Origin of the sequence: Aeromonas sp. R10-2, assembly GCF_040908445.1 — a bacterium.
In the GTDB taxonomy this organism is placed as follows: Bacteria; Pseudomonadota; Gammaproteobacteria; order Enterobacterales; family Aeromonadaceae; genus Aeromonas; species Aeromonas veronii.
Genome location: NZ_JBFODS010000098.1, coordinates 46,376 through 61,550, shown reverse-complemented (window position 1 = coordinate 61,550; position 15,175 = coordinate 46,376). Strand labels below are relative to the sequence as shown.

Annotated in this window: 14 protein-coding genes; 6 read left to right on the top strand and 8 right to left on the bottom strand. The window is 61.7% G+C overall.

The window, feature by feature from the left end:
• Window positions 1-69: 69 nt before the first annotated feature.
• The 3 genes from glnL (at window position 70) to add (ending at window position 3,696) form a co-directional block, all read left to right on the top strand.
• Window positions 70-1,125 (top strand): nitrogen regulation protein NR(II), encoded by a 1,056-nt coding sequence (gene glnL, locus AB5Y97_RS19195; protein WP_005356202.1) that lies wholly within the window; start codon window positions 70-72, stop codon window positions 1,123-1,125.
• 9 nt (window positions 1,126-1,134) lie between these two features.
• Window positions 1,135-2,553 (top strand): nitrogen regulation protein NR(I), encoded by a 1,419-nt coding sequence (gene glnG, locus AB5Y97_RS19190; protein WP_139438200.1) that lies wholly within the window; start codon window positions 1,135-1,137, stop codon window positions 2,551-2,553.
• 141 nt (window positions 2,554-2,694) lie between these two features.
• Window positions 2,695-3,696, top strand: coding sequence for an adenosine deaminase (gene add, locus AB5Y97_RS19185; RefSeq protein WP_139461799.1), 1,002 nt, complete (start codon window positions 2,695-2,697; stop codon window positions 3,694-3,696).
• A 151-nt stretch (window positions 3,697-3,847) separates the two neighbouring features.
• Here add and rmuC read toward each other — a convergent pair whose 3' ends face one another.
• On the bottom strand, window positions 3,848-5,188 hold the full coding sequence (rmuC, locus tag AB5Y97_RS19180) for a DNA recombination protein RmuC (RefSeq protein ID WP_201947319.1): 1,341 nt from the start codon (window positions 5,186-5,188) through the stop codon (window positions 3,848-3,850).
• Complete coding sequence (locus tag AB5Y97_RS19175) at window positions 5,185-5,400, bottom strand: hypothetical protein (RefSeq protein ID WP_005339659.1); 216 nt, start codon at window positions 5,398-5,400, stop codon at window positions 5,185-5,187. Before AB5Y97_RS19175 ends, rmuC begins: the two co-directional genes overlap by 4 nt.
• A 140-nt stretch (window positions 5,401-5,540) precedes the next feature.
• Here AB5Y97_RS19175 and AB5Y97_RS19170 point away from each other — a divergent pair, with 140 nt between their 5' ends.
• On the top strand, window positions 5,541-6,062 hold the full coding sequence (locus AB5Y97_RS19170; protein WP_005339657.1) for a ferredoxin-type protein NapF: 522 nt from the start codon (window positions 5,541-5,543) through the stop codon (window positions 6,060-6,062).
• A 72-nt stretch (window positions 6,063-6,134) separates the two neighbouring features.
• On the opposite strand, the gene AB5Y97_RS19165 is transcribed toward AB5Y97_RS19170, so the two are convergent.
• The 6 genes from AB5Y97_RS19165 to AB5Y97_RS19140 all read right to left on the bottom strand — a co-directional run bounded on the left by AB5Y97_RS19165 (window position 6,135) and on the right by AB5Y97_RS19140 (window position 12,755).
• The gene (locus AB5Y97_RS19165; RefSeq protein WP_005339654.1) at window positions 6,135-6,587 is read right to left on the bottom strand and encodes an Rrf2 family transcriptional regulator; all 453 of its coding nucleotides are present in this window, start codon (window positions 6,585-6,587) and stop codon (window positions 6,135-6,137) included.
• A gap of 345 nt (window positions 6,588-6,932) precedes the next feature.
• Window positions 6,933-7,772, bottom strand: a complete 840-nt coding sequence (locus AB5Y97_RS19160; protein ID WP_201947318.1) for a PfkB family carbohydrate kinase — start codon at window positions 7,770-7,772, stop codon at window positions 6,933-6,935.
• A gap of 106 nt (window positions 7,773-7,878) precedes the next feature.
• Window positions 7,879-8,850, bottom strand: a complete 972-nt coding sequence (locus AB5Y97_RS19155; RefSeq protein WP_005339651.1) for a LysR substrate-binding domain-containing protein — start codon at window positions 8,848-8,850, stop codon at window positions 7,879-7,881.
• A gap of 183 nt (window positions 8,851-9,033) precedes the next feature.
• Window positions 9,034-9,762, bottom strand: a complete 729-nt coding sequence (locus AB5Y97_RS19150; RefSeq protein ID WP_005357481.1) for a glutamine amidotransferase — start codon at window positions 9,760-9,762, stop codon at window positions 9,034-9,036.
• An 83-nt stretch (window positions 9,763-9,845) separates the two neighbouring features.
• Window positions 9,846-11,342 carry a CoA-acylating methylmalonate-semialdehyde dehydrogenase gene (locus AB5Y97_RS19145; protein WP_368158785.1) on the bottom strand — a complete coding sequence of 499 codons (1,497 nt, stop codon included), beginning with the start codon at window positions 11,340-11,342 and terminating at the stop codon, window positions 9,846-9,848.
• An 81-nt stretch (window positions 11,343-11,423) separates the two neighbouring features.
• Window positions 11,424-12,755, bottom strand: coding sequence for an aspartate aminotransferase family protein (locus AB5Y97_RS19140; protein WP_368158783.1), 1,332 nt, complete (start codon window positions 12,753-12,755; stop codon window positions 11,424-11,426).
• A 186-nt stretch (window positions 12,756-12,941) separates the two neighbouring features.
• Here AB5Y97_RS19140 and AB5Y97_RS19135 point away from each other — a divergent pair, with 186 nt between their 5' ends.
• Complete coding sequence (locus AB5Y97_RS19135; RefSeq protein WP_005339643.1) at window positions 12,942-13,484, top strand: cupin domain-containing protein; 543 nt, start codon at window positions 12,942-12,944, stop codon at window positions 13,482-13,484.
• A 124-nt stretch (window positions 13,485-13,608) separates the two neighbouring features.
• Window positions 13,609-15,105: an aldehyde dehydrogenase gene (locus tag AB5Y97_RS19130; RefSeq protein ID WP_069555595.1), complete on the top strand. Its 1,497-nt coding sequence runs from the start codon at window positions 13,609-13,611 to the stop codon at window positions 15,103-15,105.
• The last annotated feature ends 70 nt before the right edge of the window (window positions 15,106-15,175 follow it).

Sequence of the window (15,175 nt, the reverse complement as noted above, 5' to 3'; positions counted from 1 at the left end):
GATGCGGGTAAACTCTATGCACCATATCGGTGCATAACAGGTGTGTAGCACCGTTTTAGGGAGAAACCTGTGCCAACCCGCTCGGACAACGCCAAAACACTCTTGGATAATTTGCTGACAGCCGTAATCCTGATGGATGAGCGGCTCTGCATCCAGTTCGTCAACCCGGCGGCTGAACAGCTGCTCTCCCTCAGTGAACGTAGGCTGATCGGCATCGAACTGCCCCATCTGCTGGAACATATCTCCCTCGATTTGCAGCGGCTCAAGCAGTGCCTCGTGTCAGGGCAAGGCTTTACCGATAGCGAAGTGACTCTGGTGGTAGAGGGAGAACCGCGACTGGTGGAGCTGAGCGCCACCCCGATGGCCGACCACGAACAGCGTCTGCTGGTGGTGGAGCTGCGCAAGATCGACCAGCAGAAGAAGATCAGTCAGGAGCAGCAGCAACATGCCCAACAGCTGGCGGCCAAGGAACTGGTGCGCGGGCTGGCCCACGAAATCAAGAATCCCCTCGGCGGCCTGCGCGGCGCGGCACAGCTACTGCAAAAAGAGCTGCCGGATCCGGCGCTGCGCGAATATACCGGCATCATCATCGAACAGGCTGACAGGCTGCGGGTACTGGTTGATCGGCTGCTAGGCCCCCAGCGCCCCGGCCGTCACCAGATGCACAATGTCCATTCGGTGCTGGAGCAGGTACGCCGACTGGTGGAGCTCGAACTCCCTCCCTCTGTTCGCATCGAGCGGGATTACGATCCCAGCATCCCCGAATTCGAGATGGAGCCGGATCAGCTGCAGCAGGCGTTTCTCAACATAGTGCGCAATGCCGCCGAAGCGCTCGGCGATCAAACCGGGCTTATCCGTATCAAAACCCGCACCGCGTTCCAGATCACCATCCACGGCCAGCGTTACCGGCTGGCAGCGGAGATCAAGATCATCGACAACGGCCCCGGCATTCCCGATGCCATTCGCGACACCCTGTTCTACCCCATGATCACCGGCAAGGAGGGGGGAACCGGGCTCGGCCTCTCCATCGCCCAGAACCTGATCGACCAGCACAAGGGGCGGATTGACTGCATCAGCTGGCCAGGTCACACCGAATTCACCATTTTTCTACCGCTTCGCAAGTAAGGGAACCCCATGACCGCCAAAGTGTGGATCGTCGATGACGACAGTTCTATCCGCTGGGTGCTGGAGCGCACTCTCGGCAGCGAAGGCTTCAACTGCGAGAGCTTTGCCGATGGCGAAGCCCTGCTGCACGCCCTTGAGCTGCGCTCGCCCGATGTGATCCTCTCCGATATCCGGATGCCCGGCATCGACGGCCTGAGCCTGCTTGAGCAGATCCATCGCCGTCAGGCCGATCTGCCCATCATCATCATGACCGCCCACTCGGATCTCGACAGCGCGGTCAACGCCTACCAGCGAGGCGCCTTCGAGTACCTGCCCAAACCGTTCGACATCGACGAAGCGGTTACCCTGGTGCGCCGCGCAGAGAATCACCTCAAGGAGCAGCGCACCAAGCGCAAGTCTCGTCAGCAAGAGACCACCGCCACTCCCGAGATCATCGGTGAAGCACCGGCGATGCAGGAGGTGTTCCGCGCCATCGGTCGCCTGTCACGCTCCAGCATCTCGGTGCTGATCAACGGTCAAAGCGGTACCGGCAAGGAGCTGGTCGCCCACGCCCTGCACAAGCACAGCCCGCGCGCCCACAAGAACTTTATCGCCCTCAACATGGCTGCCATTCCGAAAGATCTCATCGAATCGGAGCTGTTCGGTCACGAGAAGGGGGCTTTCACCGGCGCCAACAACATCCGCCACGGCCGCTTCGAGCAGGCCGACGGCGGCACCCTGTTTCTCGACGAGATCGGTGACATGCCGCTGGATGTGCAGACCCGGCTGCTGCGGGTCTTGGCCGATGGCCAGTTCTACCGGGTCGGCGGCCACCAGCCGGTGCAGGTGGATGTACGGATCATCGCAGCCACCCACCAGAATCTGGAGAAACGGGTCGCCGATGGCGAGTTTCGGGAAGACCTGTTCCACCGTCTCAACGTCATCCGCATCCACATCCCCGCCCTCAAGGAGCGCCGTGAGGATATCCCCCAGCTGGCCCGTCACTTCCTGCTGCGCGCAGCCAAAGAGCTGAACGTCGAGGCCAAGAGCCTGCACCCCGATACCCAGGCCTATATCAGCCGCCTGCCCTGGCCGGGTAACGTGCGCCAGCTGGAGAACGTCTGCCGCTGGCTCACCGTGATGGCCTCGGGGCAAGAAGTGCTGGTCGGCGACCTGCCTGCCGAGCTGCTCACCCCCATCACCCACAACGCCGAACCGGGCCAACCGGCGATGCCCGGTTGCTGGCAACAGCAATTGCAAGAGTGGGTGGCCAGCAAGCTGGCGCTGGGAGAGACAGACATCCTGGCCGATGCCATGCCCCAGTTCGAGCGGATCATGCTGGAAACCGCGCTGGAACACACTCACGGCCACAAGCAGGAGGCCGCCCGCCTGCTCGGTTGGGGTCGCAACACCCTCACCCGCAAGCTGAAGGAACTCGATCTCTCCTGAGTCCCGGGGAAAAACGATTCCCATCACGCCCTGACAAATCACCGCCTGCCAGAACCCCGTTTAACCATAAACGGGGTATCTTTTTTGAAAGCCCCGCCTAGAATGGCAGGCTTTCAAACCTGACTCGGCGAGGGCGCCCCCATGATTGACAGATCTATCCCCCTGACCGACCTGCACCGCCATCTGGACGGCAACATCCGCCCGCAAACCATCCTCGAGCTGGGTCGCCAACACAATATCCAGCTGCCCGCCTTCGAGCTGGAAGCGCTGCGTCCCCACGTGCAGATCGTCGAGAACGAGCCGAGTCTGGTTGCCTTTTTGAAGAAGCTGGATTGGGGCGTGGCCGTGCTGGCTGACTATGACGCCTGCCGCCGGGTCGCCTACGAGAACGTGGAAGATCTGCTGCGCGCCGGTATCGACTATGCCGAGCTGCGCTTCAGCCCGGCCTATATGGCAATGGCCCACAAGCTGCACCCGCAGGGCGTGGTGGAAGCCATCATCGACGGCGTGGCAGCGGGCAGCCGCGATTTCGGTATCAAGACCAACCTGATCGGCATCATGAGCCGCACCTTCGGCACCGAGCAGTGCAATCAGGAGCTGGCCGCCTGTCTGGCTCACCGCGACAAGCTGGTCGCCATCGATCTGGCCGGTGACGAGCTGGGCTTCCCGGGCGAACTCTTTGTCGACCACTTCCGCAAGGTGCGTGATGCAGGCATGCGCGTCACCGTACACGCCGGTGAAGCCGCTGGCCCCGAGAGCATGTGGCAGGCCATTCGCGAGCTGGGCGCCGAGCGCATCGGCCACGGCGTCAAAGCGATTCAGGATCCGGCCCTGATGGCCTATCTGGCCGAGCACCGCATCGGCATCGAATCCTGTCTCACCTCCAACGTCCAGACCACCACGGTAGCGAGCCTGACCGAGCACCCGATCCGCCAGTTCCTTGCCGCCGGTGTGCTGGCCTGCCTCAACACCGATGACCCGGCGGTGGAAGGGATCGACCTGCCCCACGAATATGAGGTGGCCGCTCCGGCTGCTGGTATGACCGCCAGCGAGATCCGCACCGCCCAGCAGAACGGCCTGACCCTGGCCTTCCTGAGCGATAGCGAGAAAGCCGAGCTGAGCGCCCGCGCCGCCAGCCGCTGATCCACACCGGCAGTACAAATAAAAACGGCCCACTTCGGTGGGCCGTTTGCTTTGCGGATTTCTGATGATGGGTAAGCATTCGGCCAGCTGGCAGATAGCAAAAGGCCCAAACCGGGTTTGGGCCTTTTGCTGATGTCGGTGCAGGGGAAAACTACTCCTGCTCCTTGTCACGCTCCAGTGCCCGCTCCACCAGCGGCTCTGGCAGGCTCTTGGTCACCTCCACCCCCAGCTCGCGGAAACGCTCGACCTGGGCAATCAGGTTGCCACGGCCGTTGACCAGCCGTCCCATTGCCTTGTCGTAGCTCTCCTGCGCCTTGTGCAGGCTGCCGCCCATCTGCTGCATCTCCTCGACAAACAGCCGCAGCTTTTCGTAGAGGCGACCGGCCCGTTCGGCAATCTGGCGGGCATTCTGGTTCTGCCGCTCGTAGCGCCACAGGTTCTCGATGGTGCGCAGCGCCACCATCAAGTTGGTGGGGCTCACCAGCAGGATGTTGTTGTCGAGGCCGTAACGCACCAGCGAGGGATCGGCTTCCATCGCAGTGAGGAAGGCAGGCTCCACCGCTACGAACATCAGCACATAGTCGAGGGTACGCACACCAGGCAACTGCTGGTAATCCTTGCGGCCCAGCTCGCGGATATGGTTGCGCACCGAGGCGACATGCTCCTTGAGCGCCACCGCCTTCTCCAGCTCGTCCCCGGCGTTATACCAGCGTTCGTAGGCGGTCAGCGACACCTTGGCGTCGATGATGATGTCCTTCTCCTGCGGCAGGTGGACGATGACATCTGGCTGGTAGCGCTTGCCCTTCTCCACCTCGATATTGACCTGGGTGTGGTACTCGTGGCCCTCGCGCAAGCCGCATTCGCTGAGGATCCGCGCCAGCACCACTTCACCCCAGTTGCCCTGCTGCTTGCTGTCACCCTTGAGGGCGCGGGTTAGCGCTGCCGCCTCCTCGGTCATGCGGGCATTGAGCTCGGCGAGGCGCTCCAGCTCGAACTTGAGACTGTGGCGCTGGGCCGTCTCCTGGGCGTGGGTCTCCCCCACCTGACGGCGAAAACCCTCGAGCTGCTCCTTGAGCGGTGTGAGCAGCAGATCGAGGCTGTTCTGGTTCAATTCGCGGAAGTTACCGGAGTTTTGCTCGAAGATCCGGTTGGCGAGATTCTCGAACTGCTGGCTGAGGCGCTGCTCCGCCTCCTGTTGCAGTTGCAGCTTCTCGGCGGCGGCCAACCGTTCGCTGCGCAGGGTCGCTTCCGCATCCTTGAGGCGGGCGGTGAGCTTGATCAGCAGGGTCTGCTGCTGATCCAGCTTCTGCTGGCCCTGCATCCGCTCATCCTGCAACTCGTCGAAGCGATCCTGCAACGCTTGATGCCGCTCCTGCGCCAGCATCAGCTCCTGAGCCTGCGCCGTGGCGGTACGCCGCCCGATCAGCCAGCCAAGCCCGAGGGCCAGCACGGCGGCGGGCAACAAGATCCCCCAGAGTCCGGAGTCAATCATTTGCGGCTCCGCTGACGCAGGAAGAGTTCGAGATAGCGGTTAACCAGGATCCAGAGCACCACGTAGATAAGGTAGGCGGCCAGCACCACCCACTTGTGGGTGTTGACGCCGGTATCGAGCTCGGCGAACTCGATATCCTTGATGCGGCAGTAGGCCCACATCAGCAGGGGAAAGACATAGAGCAGGGACGCACGCCAGAGAAATAGCCACATATGATTTCATTCAACCACGTAAAAAGACCCGCCTAGCTTACACAAGGGCAACTGCGCTTGCGATCCTGACGGCCGCTATTCTCTGGCCTGCTTCCCGAAACTTCGATAAAATTAACCCCTAATAGGTATCAGAGGCGAGCATGACTCACTATTTCCTCCGTTGGCTGACACAAGGTTGGCAAGCTTCCCGCAAGCCCGCCGTGGTTTGCCATGAAGCGCGCCCGCCATGGGCCATCGAGGAGTCCCAGTACCTCTCCCTCTGCACCCGCTGTGGCGAATGTTTCAAGGCCTGCCCGCGCGGTCTGCTCAAACCGGCCACCCAGGAGGAGTACGAGGGGAGCCCCATCGCCGGTACGCCGGTACTCGATCTCGCCTGTGGCCAGTGCAGCTACTGCGGCAGCTGCGCCAGAGCCTGCCCCACCGGCGCCCTCGACCTGCAGCTGGGTCGTCAGGTGCAGACCCGGGTGCAGATTGAGGAGAGCTGTCAGGCTCGGCAGGGCTTCTACTGCCTGCTCTGTGAAGATGCCTGCCCGCAACAGGCGATCAAGGCCACGGCCGACGGCATCAACGTCAATATGGATGCCTGCAATGGCTGCGGTGCCTGTGGCCTCGCCTGCCTGCACGGCGCCATCACCCTGATCCGCCAGCCAGGCAGTCGCTAAAAACCCCCCGCGTACAAAAGCAAAAGGGGCTATCAGGCCCCTTTCACATCTTGTTCGATATTCCACACCCCGTCAGGCCATGGTCACAATAGTCTCTTGCTCGATACCCAGCAGGTGGCAGAGACGATTGGGATCGCGCACCGCATCAGCCAGAGTGTACTCACCCAGCACTTCGAGGAAGGCGTTCATGGCGCGGCGCAGAATGCCCTGAATGCGGCAACCGCCGGAGAGACGGCAGTTTTCTCGCTTGCAGTCGACCGGACAGAGCACATGCTCCATGTCCATCACCACATCCCGCAGGTTAATGGAGACCGCCGATCGACCGAGGCGGATACCGCCATGTTTGCCGCGTACCGTCTCGATGTACCCCTTGATGCCAAGCTGGTGCACAATTTTGACCACGTGGTTGCGAGAGATGCCAAAGGTATCGGCCACTTCGGTAATGGTCGACAGACGATCCCCCGGCTGAACCGCCAGGAAGGTCAGGGTACGCAGGGCGTAGTCGGTAAATCGTGTCAGTTGCATGGTCGCACTTGCCTCTTACTACAAGCCAGGAATCAGGACGACAACATTGAGCTAAGAGGCAGGAGACAACCGGTTTGCCTCTGTTTGCCCATTGGTTTGCCAGAGGGGGGCCTGTCTCTTAATCTGAGTTGCGGAGTGACAGGTTAAGAGCAGCACAACCGGGTGTCGATGAAGATGCACATAAATCGACACTTTCTTTGATTGATCGCAAACTTGCCGGGTTAGCCCGGCGTTTGCCCGCTTTATGGCGCGTAAATCTACCGAATAGTCCCCCTCGCCAAGCCCCTTCGACCAGCGGCCATATGGCCCGCAAACCGCCCCTCAATCGACCGTCAAAGAGGTGGTTCAGTGGGGTTGTTTCAGCCAGTTTTTCAGGGCAACCGAGGGGATGGAGCTCTCGGAGGCGACGGCAAACGCCCCCCAGTCCACCGCACACTGCAACGCATCCTTGATGGCCATGCCCCGTGCCAATCCGTGTATCAATCCGCCGGCGAAAGCATCCCCCGCCCCCGTGGTATCGACCACCGAGACGGGCCGAGCGGCAACCCGGATCTGCTCATCGCCGTGGATGGCCACTGCGCCCGCCTTTCCTTCGGTCAGCACCAGCCATTCGAGCTGCTCCCCCGCCAGCTGGCGGGCATGTTGCCAAGGGTCGCTCACCTCGCCGAGATCGGAGCGGGAGGCCACCAGCACGTGACAGGGACGGCGCGCTTGGCCGCCCTTGGGATACTGGGCCACCACGAAGCTCTTGCCGAGCATCTGGCGCATGTAGCTGATGATGGCGGTGCCGGGATAGTTCACATAGAGGCAGTCGATCCCCTCCAGCGGCAGATCGCCGGGCAGATCGGGACGCCGCGGCCGGCGCAGTATGGTGCGCTCGCCAGTGGAGTCGACCAGGATCAGCAGCTCGCCGGTCTCGCCGCCAAAGCGCTCCACATGGCTGCAATCCAGCCCGTAACCGGCCGCCTGCTCCAGCAGCCAGTTGCCGGTCTCGTCCAGCCCGATACGGGAAGCGATGGTCACCTCGTGGCCCGCCCATACCAGCCCGATGCCGGTGTTGGCCGCGCCGCCTCCCAGCCTGCGTCCCTGATCCACGTATTGCAGCCGGGCCCCCGCTACCAGCGGTTCGGAGAGGGAGAGCACATGATCACAGTTGAGATTGGCAAGCAGCAGAATGCGGGACATAGAGACCTCGGACGATGGAGATAGCCCAAAAGAGACAGGCTGAACCCCGAGTAGAGCCCAGCCTGACAGAAGAGACAACCGGCAGCGATCGGGAATCCGATCGGGATCAATAGATGGGCAGCTCCACCCCGGCCAGCAGCTCGTCGATGCGCGCCTGACTCGGCTGCTGCATCACACTCTGGATCACCTCCTTGGTGAGGTGGGGCGAGAAGGAGCTGATGAAGTCATACATGTAGTTCTGCAGAAGGATGCTCTTGCTGAAACAGATCTGCGCCGGACAGGGTTTGAACAGGTGCTCCAGATTGATGGAGACCAGCCCAGGGCTGTCGGTGTCGTTGGCCACCAGCGAGGAGATGATGCCGATGCCAAAGCCCAGCTCCACGTAGCGCTTGATCACCCCGGCGTCCATCACCGTCATGTAGTAACTCGGGGTCAGCCCCGCAGCCTGAAACACCTCGTCCTGCACCTGTCGGCCAGTGGCGCCACTCTCGTAGCTGAGGATCGGGTAGTGGCAGAGCTGCTCCAGGGTCGGCTTCTTCACCTTGGCCAGCGGGTGATCCTGCGGCACCACCAGCGAGAGGGTCCAAAGGTAGGCGGGCAGCGCGATCAGCTCCTTGTCGAAGCCAATCTCGTGGGCAACGATGGAGAAATCGGAGTAACCCTTGCTGATCTGCTCCTTGCTCGCCGACATCACCGGATGGAGGTGGAACGAGATCTTGGGATACTTCTTGGTGAAGTAGGTGACCGACTTGGGCAGCAGGTAGCGGGCGATGGTGTGGGTGGTGTGAATATTGAGGGTGCCCACGGTCGGATCCAGATACTCGCGGGAGATCGCCTTAATCTTGCTCTCGATGTTGAGCATCGCCTCGGCACACTTGATGATCTCTTCCCCCACCGGGGTGATGCGGTGCAGGTGCTTGCCACGGCGCTCGAAAATCCGCACCCCCAGCTCGCTCTCCAGCAGGCCAATCTGCTTGCTGACCCCCGGCTGACTGGTGAAGAGCGCATCGGAAGCCACGGACACATTGAGGTTGTGGTCCCGGATCGCGATCAAATACTTCAATTGCTGTAGTTTCAAGGCGTCACACTCTCACACTGGTTTGGCTCAGACAGGTTTGGCTCAGGCCGGGACGGCAATCAAGCCAGACAAACAGGCCGCCACATGGGCGGCCAGTGTACCATCCGATCCCGACATCTCAGCGCTTGATCCTTCATTTTGCTACAAAATCTAGCATCCGAAGGGGTGGCTGACAAACCGGGTTCAGGCCGCGCCAGCCCGCAGCGGCAGGATCCCCAGAAACTGCAGCAGCCACTGCATCATGGTCGCCGAATCCACCTCCCCCTCCAGCGAGGAGAGGCTGCTCTGGTAGCGCTCGTCGGGCAACAGGCCGCGGCGCCGCTCGATCAGCGCCCGGTTGTACTCCACCGAGAACTCCGGATGCCCCTGAATGGCGACGATGTGATCACCCTGCAAAAACATGAAGTTGGGACAAAAATCGTTGCCCGCCAGCCGGGTTGCCCCCGGCGGCAGCAGGGCCACCTGATCCTGATGGCTGGCCAGAATGCGGATCTGATCCCGCGCCGGCGCCATCCAGGGCTCATCTGCCAGCATGGGGTGCACCGACACTCCCAGCCCCCACCCCTTGGTAGACTTCACCACCTCGCCGCCCAGCGCCTGGGCGATCACCTGATGACCGAAGCAGACACCGGCCAACTTGACGTCGGCATCGTGCGCCTGACGGATCCACGCCCGCAGTGCCTGAATCCAGGGAATATCGCTATAAGCATCGTGGCGCGAGCCTGTGATGAGCCAGGCATCGCACTCGTGCAGATCCTCCGGCAATTCCCCATCAAGAGCCGACCAGACCCGAAATTCCAGTTCGGGGGCCAGGGCCGCAAAGCCCCTGATAAACATCTCGGAGTAAACGGGGCCAAAACGATCCGCCAGATCGGGATCGAGCCGGTCACAATCGAGAATTCCCAATCGCATCTGTTGTTCCTTTACAGAGTTCGCCCCCGCCAATCATTGACCGGCGAGGGCAAGAGGTTAGGCCATGAGCACGCGCCAGCGCGTCACTTCATGGTCGGCATGGAGAACTCGGCACCACTGCGCAGGCTCTGGGGCCAGCGCGCCGTCACCGTCTTCATCCGGGTATAAAATCGAACCCCGTCCGGCCCGTGCATGTTGAGCGGCCCGAAGATGGAGCGCTTCCAGCCGCCAAAGCTGTGAAACGCCATCGGCACCGGAATGGGAACGTTCACCCCTACCATACCGACCTGCACCCGCGCCGTGAAGTCCCGCGCAGTGTCGCCGTCACAGGTAAAGATGGCGGTGCCGTTGCCGTACTCGTGCTCGTTGATGAGGCGCAGCGCCGTCTCGTAGTCAGGCACCCGCACGATGGAGAGCACAGGGCCAAAGATCTCCTCGCGGTAGATGCGCATCTCGGGGGTCACCTCGTCAAACAGGCAGCCCCCGATAAAGTAACCCTCATCGTGGCTCAGCGTGCGGCCATCGACCCGCAGCACAGCCCCCTCGGTCACCCCCTGATCCACGTAGCCGCGGACCTTGGCCAGATGCTCCTTGCTGATGAGCGGCCCCATCTCGTTCTCCGGGCTCTGGCCCAACCCCGGGCCCACCCGCAGTTTTTCCACCAGCGGCGTCAGCTTGGCCACCAGCGCATCGGCAGTCTCGTCACCCACCACCACCGCCACAGAAATGGCCATGCAGCGCTCGCCCGCTGCCCCATAAGCAGCCCCCATCAGGGCAGAGACCGCCTGATCGAGATCCGCATCCGGCATCACCACCATGTGGTTCTTGGCACCGCCCAGCGCCTGCACTCGCTTGCCGTGGGCCGAGGCGGTGGCATAGATGTACTGGGCGATGGGGGTGGAACCGACAAACGACACGGCTCCGACCCGCGGATCGGTCAGCAGCACATCCACCACCTCCTTGTCACCGTTCACCACGTTGAGCACGCCGTCCGGCAGACCGGCCTCCTTGAGCAGCTCGGCCATCCGCAACGAGAGGGAGGGATCCTTCTCGGAGGGTTTGAGAATAAAGGTATTGCCGCAGGCGATGGCGACCGGAAACATCCAGAGCGGCACCATGGCCGGGAAGTTGAACGGGGTGATACCGGCGCAAACCCCCACCGGCTGCATCATGGAGTAGCTGTCTACCCCACGGCCGACGTTGAGGGAGTGCTCCCCCTTGAGCAGATGGGGAATGCCGCAGGCAAACTCCACTACCTCCAGCCCGCGGGTCAACTCACCCTGCGCATCGGAGAAGACCTTGCCGTGTTCGCGACTGATGAGCCGGGCAAGCTCGTCCCTGTGCTGCTCCATCAACTCCTTGAAGCGGAAAAAGACCCGGGCCCGCACCAGCGGCGGAGTTTGCGACCAGTCGGCAAAGGCGCGCTCGGCAATGGCGATCGCCTCCTGACACTCGGCGGCGCTCGACAGCCCCACACTCCCCTGCTGCTTGCCGCAGGCGGGATTGAAGATGGCCCCCTGGCGCTCGCTGCGACTCTCCTGCGGCTGGCCGTTGATGAAGTTGCTGACCCTGTATGTCATGTATCCTCCGTGATAATTGATGTGGTAAATGCGCTGAGCAAAACAACGCAAGGCCCCGCCAGTGCGGGGCCATCAAATGGGTTAGGGTTGGGCCTGCAGGGCATCCTGCAGCAGGGTGAAGAGATCGTCGATCCGGCTGCGCTCGATAATGAGAGGTGGCGACAGAGCGATGATATCGCCGGTCACCCGGATCAATGCCCCCTTCTCGAAGCAGCGGACAAACACCTCGTAGGCGCGCTTGCCCGGCGCATCCGGCATGGATTCCAGCTCGATGCCCGCCACCAGCCCGTAGTTGCGCACATCCTTCACATACTTGCAGCCCTTCAGCGAATGGGCCGCCTCCTCCCAGTAGCCCGCCAGATCGGCGGCGCGGCTGAGCAGGTTTTCGTTGCGATAGATCTCCAGGGTCGCGAGCCCTGCAGCCGCAGCCACCGGATGGCCGGAGTAGGTGTAGCCGTGGAACAGCTCGATGGCCCCCTTGCCTGCCGCCATCATGTCGTCATAAATGTGCTTCTGCACCAGCACCGCGCCCATGGGGATGGCACCGTTGGTCAGCCCCTTGGCGCAAGTGATCATGTCGGGGATGACATCGAACTCCTGGGCGGCGAAGGGGGAGCCGAGGCGACCGAAACCGGTGATCACCTCGTCAAAAATCAGCAAGATGCCGTGCTTGGTGCAGATCTCCCGCAGCCGCTTGAGGTAGCCTTTGGGGGGCATCAGCACGCCAGTACTGCCAGCGATGGGCTCGACGATCACCGCCGCGATATTGCTGGCATCGTGCAGAAAGACGATCTTCTCCAGCTCGTCGGCCAGCGCCAGATCCTCCTCGGGCAGCCCTTTGGTGAAGGCATTTTTGGCGATATTGAGGGTATGGGGCAGATGATCCACCCCGGTCAGCAGGGAGCCGAACCACTTGCGGTTGCCGGGAATCCCCCCCACCGAGATGCCGCCAAAGCCGACCCCGTGATAGCCACGCTCGCGGCCAATCAGCCGGGTGCGGGAGCCCTGACCGCGAGCCCGCTGCCAGGCCAGCGCGATTTTGAGCGCGGTATCGACCGACTCGGAACCCGAGTTGGTATAGAAAACGTGGCCAAACCCCTTGGGGGCGATCTCCACCAGCCGGTTGGCCAGCTCAAACGGCAGGGGGTGACCCATCTGGAATGTGGGGGCAAAATCGAGGTGGGAAATCTGCTGGGAGACCGCCTCGGCAATCTCGCGCCGACCATGGCCCGCGTTGCAACACCAGAGTCCGGCTGTGCCATCCAGTATCTTGCGGCCATCCTCTGAGTGATAATACATCCCCTCTGCCGACTTCAGGATACGCGGCGCCGCCTTAAACTGCTGGTTGGCGGTGAACGGCATCCAGAACGCGGACATGTCGGAGGGCGTATTGATGTCGCTGATCGGTTTCATGGTCACCTCATCCTTAAGGTGTTTAGCAACTGTCGGCCAATGCCTATTAAATTAAACACCTGAATCCATAAAAAAGGGCCCGTTATCGCCCTGTCTGGTGCCACCCCTAGCTAGACGCATCAGCAGGGTGGTATAAGATATTTAACACAATTTTAATAATAGTAAACAGTCAAGGAGTGTCTATAGATGGATATCGGTCACCGCCTCAAGGCGGTTCGCACCAAGGCAGCCCTCTCCCAGCGCGAGCTGGCCAAGCGCTCCGGTGTGACCAACGGATTTATCTCCCAGATCGAGAAAAATCAGGTGAGCCCCTCTGTCGCCTCCCTGCGCAAGGTGCTAGAAGGCATCCCCATGTCGCTGGCCAGCTTCTTCACCGAAGAGACTGAAATGGGCACCGAAGTGATCTTCCGCGCCGCCGATATGCCGGATCTCGGCACGCATCCCATCAGCTACCGGCTGGTCGGGCACAGCCGCGCCAACCGCGCCATCGGCATGTTGCAGGAGGTGCTGCCACCGGGCGCCGACACCGGCGACGACATGCTGAGCCACGAGGGTGAAGAGTGCGGCATCGTCATCAAGGGCGAAGTTGAAGTGACCGTGGGCGAGCAGATCTACCTGCTGGGCGCCGGGGATGGCTACTACTTCGACAGCCGCACCCCCCACCGTTTTCGCAATAGTGGCGAGCAGGAGTGCGTGCTGATCTCGGCCAACACCCCCGCCAGTTTCTGACATTCAGAGGTGCATCGGCAGGGGGGCAATGTTTAATGAATTGTTACAAAGTGGATTTACAAGCGGCAGGATGTTTAGCATATTGATACGCGGAAACTGACTTTTGCCGGTTCAAGGAGTGAACATGAGTGACCTGACCCTGGCCCAGTGGCAACACAAGGCCTCCCATCTGACCCTGCCCTCGCAAGCCTTTATCAACGGCAGCTATCGGGATGCCGTCAATGGCGCCACCTTCGATTGCATCAACCCGGCCAACGGCAAGCTGCTGACCAAGGTAGCAGCCTGCGATGCCGCCGATGCCGAACTGGCGGTACAGGCTGCGCGTGACGCCTTCAACGACAAGCGTTGGAGCGGCCTGCCGCCGAAACAGCGCAAGCAGATCATGCAGCGTTTCGCCGAACTGATGCGCCTCAACAAGGTTGAGCTGGCGCTGCTGGAGTCGCTGGATATGGGCAAACCCATCGGCGATGCCATGGGCTATGACGCCCCCGCCGCCGCCAACTGCATCGCCTGGAACGCCGAAGCGATCGACAAGATCTACGATCAGGTCGCCCCGGTGGAGGAGTCAGCATTGGCGCTGGTGACCCGCGAAGCGCTCGGGGTGGTTGCCGCCATCGTGCCATGGAACTTCCCGCTGGTGATGGCCTGCTGGAAGCTGGGCCCGGCGCTCGCTACCGGCAACTCGGTCATTCTCAAGCCTTCCGAAAAATCCCCTCTGACCGCCCTGCGTATCGCCGGTCTGGCCAAGGAGGCGGGTATTCCGGACGGCGTGTTCAATGTGCTGCCGGGCTTTGGCCACACCGTGGGCGAGGCGCTGGCCATGCATATGGATGTGGACTGCATCACCTTCACCGGCTCCACCAAGATCGGCAAACATCTGGTGGAGTGCTCCGGCAAGTCCAACCTCAAGCGAGCCTTTATGGAGTGCGGCGGCAAGAGCCCCAACATCATACTGGCGGATGCGCCGGATCTGGACGCCGCGGCCAAGAGCGCCGCTGGCGCTATCTTCTACAACCAGGGCGAAGTATGCACCGCCGCCTCCCGCCTGCTGGTGCAAAACAGCATCAAACCGCAATTTATGGAGCGACTGCTGGCCCATGCCCGCGAGTGGATCTCGGCCAACCCGCTCGACCCTGCGACCCGCATCGGCGCCATGGTGGATCACATCCAGATGGAGCAGGTGCTGCGCTATATCGAGATTGGCAAGCAGGAGGGGGCCAAACTGCTGCTGGGCGGCAACCGCACCAATATGGAGAGTGGCGGCTTCTATATCGAACCCACCATCTTTGACGACGTAACCCCGCAGATGCGCATCTTTCGCGAGGAGATCTTCGGCCCTGTGCTGGCGGTGACCGGCTTCGATACGCTGGAAGAGGCCATTGCGCTGGGCAACGACACCGACTACGGCCTGGCGGCGGCGATCTGGACGGCGGATCTCAACAAGGCGGTGAAGGGCTCCCGCGCCCTGCGCGCCGGTACCGTGTTCGTCAACAACTGGGACGGTGGTGACATGACCATGCCATTTGGCGGCTTCAAACAGTCCGGCAACGGTCGCGACAAGTCACTTCATGCGCTGGAGAAGTACACCGAGCTGAAAAGCACCTGGATTCAGCTGGAATAACACGACAAAGCAGCAGTATCGGATCAAAAAGGGGGAGAAATCCCCCTTTTGCATTTTTGGCCTTCCATCA

Excerpts from the sequence above, each read along its gene's own strand:
- AB5Y97_RS19175 (WP_005339659.1), bottom strand. The coding sequence starts at position 5,400 with ATGTGGCTATTTCTCTGGCGTGCGTCCCTGCTCTATGTCTTTCCCCTG.
- AB5Y97_RS19130 (WP_069555595.1), top strand. The coding sequence starts at position 13,609 with ATGAGTGACCTGACCCTGGCCCAGTGGCAACACAAGGCCTCCCATCTG.
- AB5Y97_RS19145 (WP_368158785.1), bottom strand. The coding sequence starts at position 11,342 with ATGACATACAGGGTCAGCAACTTCATCAACGGCCAGCCGCAGGAGAGT.
- AB5Y97_RS19150 (WP_005357481.1), bottom strand. The coding sequence starts at position 9,762 with ATGCGATTGGGAATTCTCGATTGTGACCGGCTCGATCCCGATCTGGCG.
- rmuC (WP_201947319.1), bottom strand. The coding sequence starts at position 5,188 with ATGATTGACTCCGGACTCTGGGGGATCTTGTTGCCCGCCGCCGTGCTG.
- add (WP_139461799.1), top strand. The coding sequence starts at position 2,695 with ATGATTGACAGATCTATCCCCCTGACCGACCTGCACCGCCATCTGGAC.
- AB5Y97_RS19165 (WP_005339654.1), bottom strand. The coding sequence starts at position 6,587 with ATGCAACTGACACGATTTACCGACTACGCCCTGCGTACCCTGACCTTC.
- AB5Y97_RS19170 (WP_005339657.1), top strand. The coding sequence starts at position 5,541 with ATGACTCACTATTTCCTCCGTTGGCTGACACAAGGTTGGCAAGCTTCC.
- AB5Y97_RS19140 (WP_368158783.1), bottom strand. The coding sequence starts at position 12,755 with ATGAAACCGATCAGCGACATCAATACGCCCTCCGACATGTCCGCGTTC.
- glnG (WP_139438200.1), top strand. The coding sequence starts at position 1,135 with ATGACCGCCAAAGTGTGGATCGTCGATGACGACAGTTCTATCCGCTGG.
- AB5Y97_RS19135 (WP_005339643.1), top strand. The coding sequence starts at position 12,942 with ATGGATATCGGTCACCGCCTCAAGGCGGTTCGCACCAAGGCAGCCCTC.
- AB5Y97_RS19160 (WP_201947318.1), bottom strand. The coding sequence starts at position 7,772 with ATGTCCCGCATTCTGCTGCTTGCCAATCTCAACTGTGATCATGTGCTC.